Annotated in this window: 7 protein-coding genes; 5 read left to right on the top strand and 2 right to left on the bottom strand. The window is 45.6% G+C overall.

What is annotated here, in order from left to right:
* On the bottom strand, positions 1-69 hold a 69-nt coding region (locus tag B3O33_RS16065), incomplete at its 3' end, for a hypothetical protein (RefSeq protein WP_422655660.1).
* A gap of 173 nt (positions 70-242) precedes the next feature.
* Here B3O33_RS16065 and B3O33_RS01530 point away from each other — a divergent pair.
* The gene (locus B3O33_RS01530; protein ID WP_292359109.1) at positions 243-1,835 is read left to right on the top strand and encodes a tetratricopeptide repeat protein; all 1,593 of its coding nucleotides are present in this window, start codon (positions 243-245) and stop codon (positions 1,833-1,835) included.
* A 141-nt stretch (positions 1,836-1,976) separates the two neighbouring features.
* Here the strand turns inward: B3O33_RS01530 and bcp are convergent, their stop codons facing one another.
* The gene (bcp, locus tag B3O33_RS01525; protein ID WP_292359111.1) at positions 1,977-2,444 is read right to left on the bottom strand and encodes a thioredoxin-dependent thiol peroxidase; all 468 of its coding nucleotides are present in this window, start codon (positions 2,442-2,444) and stop codon (positions 1,977-1,979) included.
* Between the two features lie 118 nt (positions 2,445-2,562).
* Here bcp and dapA point away from each other — a divergent pair, with 118 nt between their 5' ends.
* Genes dapA through purC form a run of 4 tightly spaced genes read left to right on the top strand, consistent with a single transcriptional unit; the run spans position 2,563 to position 5,986 of the window.
* Positions 2,563-3,444 (top strand): 4-hydroxy-tetrahydrodipicolinate synthase, encoded by an 882-nt coding sequence (gene dapA / locus B3O33_RS01520; RefSeq protein ID WP_292359292.1) that lies wholly within the window; start codon positions 2,563-2,565, stop codon positions 3,442-3,444.
* An 18-nt stretch (positions 3,445-3,462) separates the two neighbouring features.
* Positions 3,463-4,497, top strand: coding sequence for an outer membrane protein assembly factor BamC (bamC, locus tag B3O33_RS01515; RefSeq protein WP_292359113.1), 1,035 nt, complete (start codon positions 3,463-3,465; stop codon positions 4,495-4,497).
* Positions 4,497-5,264, top strand: coding sequence for an MBL fold metallo-hydrolase (locus B3O33_RS01510; RefSeq protein WP_292359115.1), 768 nt, complete (start codon positions 4,497-4,499; stop codon positions 5,262-5,264). Before bamC ends, B3O33_RS01510 begins: the two co-directional genes overlap by 1 nt.
* A gap of 11 nt (positions 5,265-5,275) precedes the next feature.
* Positions 5,276-5,986 carry a phosphoribosylaminoimidazolesuccinocarboxamide synthase gene (purC, locus tag B3O33_RS01505; protein ID WP_292359117.1) on the top strand — a complete coding sequence of 237 codons (711 nt, stop codon included), beginning with the start codon at positions 5,276-5,278 and terminating at the stop codon, positions 5,984-5,986.
* Positions 5,987-6,053 lie beyond the last annotated feature (67 nt).

The raw sequence follows: 6,053 nt of genomic DNA, 5'->3' as shown, positions 1-6,053 counted from the left end.
GGGGGCTTTGCGTCCGGCAACGCTGTAAGCCACTGCACTGCCGAGTAACGCCTGCGTAATCGTATCCATGAATTAATGACTCCCTTGTTATGAATGTTAAGCAGACCTGAACAGCGTATTTTTGGTTCGGTTATCTGCTTTGAATTTATTCGGCATAAAAATCTGGGAAGATATCTTGCCTAAGTAGGAATTAGTCATGTAAATTGCAGGAAATACCTCCTGAAATTAATGGAAAACCTGCTATGAAACAGCCGATGCCAAGCCCAACGCCGGGACAGGCCGATTTACAAGCGATTATTCAGGCCTTGAACACAGGGCAAGTGGGCTTTGCTGAATCAGCATCTAAAAAATTACTTAAATCCTATCCACGTTCATTTCCGGTATTAAATCTGTATGGCAACGCTTTGGCCGCGCAAAACAAATTTAAAGATGCCGTCATGGTTTTTCGCAAGGCAACAGAAATTGACCCTAATGTACCTGAGATTTACTTCAATATGGGCATTTTGTTGACCAACCTGAATCGCATTGATGAAGCTATCAACAGCTACAAGAAAGTCTTGCGTTTGAAGCCTGAACTGACAGATGCTTTATATAACCTTGGATATGCATTACAGAGCCAAAACCGTTTTGAAGAAGCCGGTAATTATTATCAAAAAGCCATTGAACAACAGCCGAATTTTCTTGAGGCCATCGCCAATCTTGGGGTCTGCCTGCAAGAACAGGGCAGACTGGATGAAGCTGTAGCGATTTATCAGCGGGCTTTGACTATTTCTCAAGATGCCAAACTGTATTTCAATCTGGGAACGGCGCTTAAGAATCAGGGAAAACTGGCCGATGCCATTGCTACCTATAATAAGGCATTGGAATTAAAACCGGATTATGCCGAGGTGCATAGCAATATTGGTGAAGTGTTACGGGATCAGGGCCGTTATGATGAATCAGTAGCGGCTTATAAACAGGCACTGGAGTTAGATCCGTCATTGCCGTTAGCCAATTACAGTCTGGCGGTATATCTCTATGACAGTGGAGATTTGCAGCAGGCTTTGAATTACTTCCAACGATCCCAGTATGCCGATTGGCAGGAACGTTCGTTGTATTGCCTCTATAAAACTGAGCGCTTTGAGGATTTCAAACAAGGTTTGGACCAGCTTAAAAAAGCTCGTCATAGCTCACCGTTTCTGGCGACATTAGCTGGGCATTATGCCGAGAACTTCGGTACGGTGAATGACTATAATTTCTGTAAAAGCCCACTGGATCTGGTATGCCATGTTCAGGTGCCGGAATTAAAAGGTGACAGCGAATTGTTAAAACAGCTGCTGGCGGATATTGAGCAGGCCGATATAGAAGAAAAAAGTCAGGGCCGTTTACATAATGGCGTGCAATCGGCCGGAAATCTGTTTAAACGTTCGGAAGCCAGCTTTCAGCAGATTGCCAAACTGGTGGCGCGAGCCATTGACGATTATCGTGAAAACCTGAAGGGCGAAAGTGGCATTTTTGCGAAAGGTTTTCCCAAACAAACAGTGTTTGCCAGCTCCTGGTACGTCAAAATGAAAACCGGTGGTCATTTAACCTCACATATCCACGAAGAAGGCTGGGTGAGTGGCGCGTTATATCTGGCCCTGCCTAAGCAGAAAACGCATCCCGATGAAGGCAGTATAGAGCTCAGCACGCATGGGGATGATTATCCCAAACAACATGACAATTTCCCCAGTAAAACCATTGCACCGGAAGTCGGGGATATTGTCATGTTTCCATCCTCGGTATTTCATCGCACCATTCCATTTAATTCGGATGAAGAACGGATCTGTATTGCTTTTGATCTGAAACCGGCCTGATCCGAATTAATGAATGCCAGCAGACATGAAACACCGCGCTCCACTGAGTGCAGTGTTTCGTACTTGACCTGTTTTATTGGTTTAGAAACGCAATTTAAGTATTTGTTTATATACGCTTTATTTAAAGTGAATTACTTTTGATTATAAGGTTTTGATTACGTCCAACACCTCATCGATATGCTGTTTGACTTTAACATTCCGCCATTCGTTGATGAGTTTGCCTTCTGTATCAATGAGGAAAGTGCTGCGAACGATCCCCATATATTCACGGCCATAATTTTTCTTCAGCTGCATGACGCCAAACAAATTACAGACTGTTTCATCAGCATCAGAGAGTAAATCAAAGGGAAACTGCTGCTTTTCCCTGAAGTTTTCATGAACACGTACGCTGTCTCTGGAGATACCGAATATCAATGTGTTGTGGGCATTAAATGTTTCAATATGGTCACGGAAATTCTGGCCTTCCAATGTGCATCCCGGCGTGTTGTCTTTGGGATAAAAATAGATAAGCACATTGTTGCCACGTAAGTCGGAAAGCCGGATGGTTTTATCGCCAGTGGAGGGCAATTCAAAATCCGGTACGGTTTGCTGTAAATTAACTGTGGTCATTAAACGTTCTCCGTTAGTGATTATTCTGCTGGCAGTACCTTAACCAAAGCAGCCCGGTCTTGTCATCTACCGGCTGGCAAAGTACCATGCCAGTTTATTTTCGCGGAGTCTGATGAATATGTTCAGCGGCAGTATGGTAGCTCTGGTAACACCCATGCGGGCGGATGGCTCGTTAGACGGTGAAAGCCTGCGCAAGCTCGTCGATTTTCATATTCAAAATGGCACCAGTGCTATTGTCGCGGTTGGTACTACAGGTGAGTCTGCCACATTAAATGTTGATGAACATACAGATGTTATCCGACAGGTAGTCGAACAGGCTGCTGGACGTATTCCGGTGATTGCCGGAACCGGTGCCAACTCCACTGAAGAAGCGATTGAATTGTCGCATTACGCTAAGCAATTAGGTGTTGCGGCTGTTCTGTTGGTCACACCTTATTACAACCGACCGACTCAGGAAGGTTTGTATCTTCATTTTAAAGCGATTGCAGAAGCAGTTGATATCCCGCAGATCCTGTATAACGTTCCCAGTCGTACGGCCTGTGACTTGTTGCCGGAAACCGTCGGTCGGCTAGCTAAAATCGGTAATATTATCGGTATCAAGGAAGCGACTGGTGATGTGCGGAGAGTGAAGTTAATCCAGGATCTCTGCGACGATAATTTTGCGCTATACACTGGAGAAGATGCCAATACCGTCGATTTTATTCTGGCGGGTGGTCGCGGGGTTATCTCTGTAACAGCGAATGTAGCTCCTGCTTTAATGAGCCAAATGTGTGAAGCTGCTTTGAATGGTGATGCTGAGACTGCTCGTGAAATTAACGATAAATTATCTTTATTACATCAGCGGTTATTTTCTGAGTCCAATCCAATCCCTGTTAAATGGGCTCTCCATGAGATGGGAATGATTCCGGAAGGGATACGTCTACCAATGACAGTTTTGTCTGAACAATTTCATCAACCGGTTCGTGAGGCGCTGGTCACTGCCGGTGTTCTGAATCCATAAGTGAGTGAATGTAATTAAATGAACACTAATCGTTTTAAGTTGAAAGCCTGTGGTGTCTTGGTCGCAGTGAGCGTTTCAGGTTGTGGGCTGTTGCCATCACTTGATGAAGTTGCTCCTGACAATACTCAGAAATACCGTAAGGCAGAAACTATGCCGCCTCTCGATATTCCACCTGATCTGAGTACATCACGAATCAATGATCAAATAGCTGGCAACGAGCAAAGTTCGGCAACCTACTCAGAATACGAAGAAGCAGGCACTAATCCGTTGGCAGCCCGCTATAACATTACTCCAGAATCCAAACCCGCTTTATCCGGCGAAGGTGCTAACCGTCATTTAGTCGTTCCGGGTGATCGTGATGAAACCTGGCAACGTATTGAAGCTTTCTGGGCGGATATCAATATGAATATCCATCGTAAAGATCAGCGTATTGGCTTGATGGACACCCAGCCTGATGTTGATGGGTATGCTTATCGTATTCGTATGGAGCGTGGTGATGTAAATCGTTCTGCCCGTGTATTTTTAACGGGTACCGACGAAACCAGTCGCAGCAATCAGAAAGACGAGGCGATGCTTCGTCAGTTAGCAGACTATCTTGGTGGTTTATATCAGCAGGATAAAGCTCGCGAACAAGCTTCATTGCCAAGTTCTGCAGCCCAACAAACGGATGCCCGTGTGATTTTACTGGATGAAGCCGAAGGTCATCAGGCTTTACTGGTTGAGCAGGAATTCACCTCTGTCTGGGATCGTGTCGGTCGGGTATTGGATAGCCGTGGCTTTGCAGTAGAAGATCGTGATCGTTCACGCGGTACCTATTACGTGCGTTATCTGGATCCATTTAACGAAGCTGAAAAAGAAGAACGTGGCTTCTTTGGCCGCATGGCTTTCTGGAAAGATGATGATGAAGTGGCACCGGAAGAGTATTACTACATCAAGCTGATTTCTGATGCCTCCAATACACGCATTACCGTACTGGATTCTGAACAGGTTCGTACCAGTTCAGATACCGCTAAACGCTTACTTGGTTTGATTCAGGAACAATTGACACAATAATGCGTTTTGCATCACTTGGCAGTGGTAGCCGGGGCAATGCAACACTGATTTCACAGGGAAAAACCACAATTCTGGTGGATTGTGGTTTTTCAGCTCGTGAAACCGAAAAACGTTTGCGGCGGTTTGGTCTGACTTCGTCAGACTTATCGGCTATTTTAGTCACGCATGAACATGCCGATCATATTGGTGGTGTTCGCGTTCTGTCGCAGAAGTTCAATATTCCGGTTTATGCAACCCCTGGTACGGCGGCCTGTTTACCTACAGAGGTTATGCCGCATATCCATGAATTCAGCTGTCATGAGACTTTTCACGTCAAGGATATTCAGGTTTCGCCATTCCCGGTACCGCACGATGCGCGTGAACCCAGCCAGTTTGTATTTCATAACGGCGATTTCCGGTTAGGCCTGTTAACCGACGTCGGTTTTATCACACCAGTGATTGAATCTGCTTTGACGTTATGTGATGGACTGATGCTTGAAGCCAACCATGATATGGCCATGCTGGAGCAGGGCGAATACCCCGAATATTTAAAACAGCGGGTCGGCGGCCGATTTGGGCACTTAAATAACGTGCAATCTGCCGAATTACTTGCGAAAATTGATACCTCGCGTTTGCAGCATATTGTTGCCATGCATATCAGTGAAAAGAATAATTCACCGTCATTGGTGAGCCCTTTATTTGCGGATGCCCTGAACTGCACAACAGACTGGATCGGCATTGCTGAACAAGATGCCGGATTTGACTGGCGCGAACTAACTAAAGCCTAAGAGAAACCATCATGCAAAAATTACAGCAACTTTATGCCGGTAAAGCCAAAAGCGTCTTTGCGACTGACGATCAGGATTATGTTGTACTCAGTTTTCGTGATGACACATCAGCATTTGATGGTGAACGCATTGAGCAGTTAAGCCGCAAGGGTGAGGTCAACAATAAGTTCAATGCTTTTATCATGGAGCAGTTAGGCAAAGCTGGTATTCCTACGCATTTCGAAAAATTGCTTAGCGCCAACGAAGCCCTGGTCAAAAATATGAACATGATCCCGGTGGAATGTGTGGTGCGAAATGTCGCTTCAGGCAGTCTGGTGCGTCGTCTCGGGGTTGAAGATGGCATGGAACTTAATCCACCCGTATTTGAGTTCTTTCTGAAAAACGATGCCCTGCATGATCCGATGGTTAATGAATACCATATCGCCACCTTTGGCTGGGCCACTGATGAACAGGTCCAACGTATGAAAGCGCTGACCTTTGAAGTGAATCAGGTGCTGAAAAAACTGTTTGCCGATGCCGGAATGATTCTGGTGGACTACAAACTGGAATTTGGTGTGTTTAAGGGTGAAGTTTATCTGGGGGATGAATTCAGCCCGGATGGTTGCCGTCTGTGGGATGCCGAAACCCGCAAGAAACTTGATAAAGATCGGTTTCGTCAGGGATTGGGTGGTGTGATTGAAGCCTACGAAGAGGTCGCTCAGCGGATTGGTGTGCCTTTATAGTTGATATAAACCACAGCGACACGGAGAGCACAGAGGTTTAATAGATATTTATCCGCAGATTACGCAG

Source organism: Methylophaga sp. UBA1464 (genome assembly GCF_002325665.1).
Taxonomy (GTDB): domain Bacteria; phylum Pseudomonadota; class Gammaproteobacteria; order Nitrosococcales; family Methylophagaceae; genus Methylophaga.
Note: the sequence above shows the minus strand (reverse complement) of the source record. Positions and strands in the feature narration are given on the sequence as shown.

What these genes read in the sequence shown, in the direction of transcription:
- B3O33_RS01530 (WP_292359109.1), top strand. Translation starts at nt 243, where the DNA reads ATGAAACAGCCGATGCCAAGCCCAACGCCGGGACAGGCCGATTTACAA.
- bcp (WP_292359111.1), bottom strand. Translation starts at nt 2,444, where the DNA reads ATGACCACAGTTAATTTACAGCAAACCGTACCGGATTTTGAATTGCCC.
- dapA (WP_292359292.1), top strand. Translation starts at nt 2,563, where the DNA reads ATGTTCAGCGGCAGTATGGTAGCTCTGGTAACACCCATGCGGGCGGAT.
- bamC (WP_292359113.1), top strand. Translation starts at nt 3,463, where the DNA reads ATGAACACTAATCGTTTTAAGTTGAAAGCCTGTGGTGTCTTGGTCGCA.
- B3O33_RS01510 (WP_292359115.1), top strand. Translation starts at nt 4,497, where the DNA reads ATGCGTTTTGCATCACTTGGCAGTGGTAGCCGGGGCAATGCAACACTG.
- purC (WP_292359117.1), top strand. Translation starts at nt 5,276, where the DNA reads ATGCAAAAATTACAGCAACTTTATGCCGGTAAAGCCAAAAGCGTCTTT.